Genomic DNA, 317 nt, shown 5'->3' on the forward strand with positions numbered 1-317 from the left:
CTCATCCTGGACGAGCCCACCGCGGGGCTTTCTCCCCTTTTGGTGGACCACCTCTTCGAGCAGGTGCGGGGGGTGAACGCCACCGGGGTGGCGGTGCTTTTGGTGGAGCAAAACGCCAAGAAGGCCCTGGCCCTGGCCCACCGGGCCTACGTGCTGGCGGCGGGGGAAAACCGGCTGGAGGGCACGGGGGCGGAGCTCCTCGCGGACCCCGAGGTGGCCCGGCTCTACCTGGGAGGCTAGCATGGTGCGCACCGCCAAGGCCAAGCGCCCCCTGGACCTCTCCGGGGGCCTCCTCCTCCTCCTCGCCCTCTCCCCCC

At 71.6% G+C, this 317-nt stretch carries 1 pseudogene; it reads left to right on the forward strand.

Features of this window, described 5'->3' with window-relative positions:
- Positions 1-240, forward strand: a pseudogene (locus ETP66_RS11865) (ABC transporter ATP-binding protein); the annotation flags it as partial.
- Between the last annotated feature and the right edge of the window lie 77 nt (positions 241-317).

Source organism: Thermus thermamylovorans (assembly GCF_004307015.1).
GTDB lineage: Bacteria > Deinococcota > Deinococci > Deinococcales > Thermaceae > Thermus > Thermus thermamylovorans.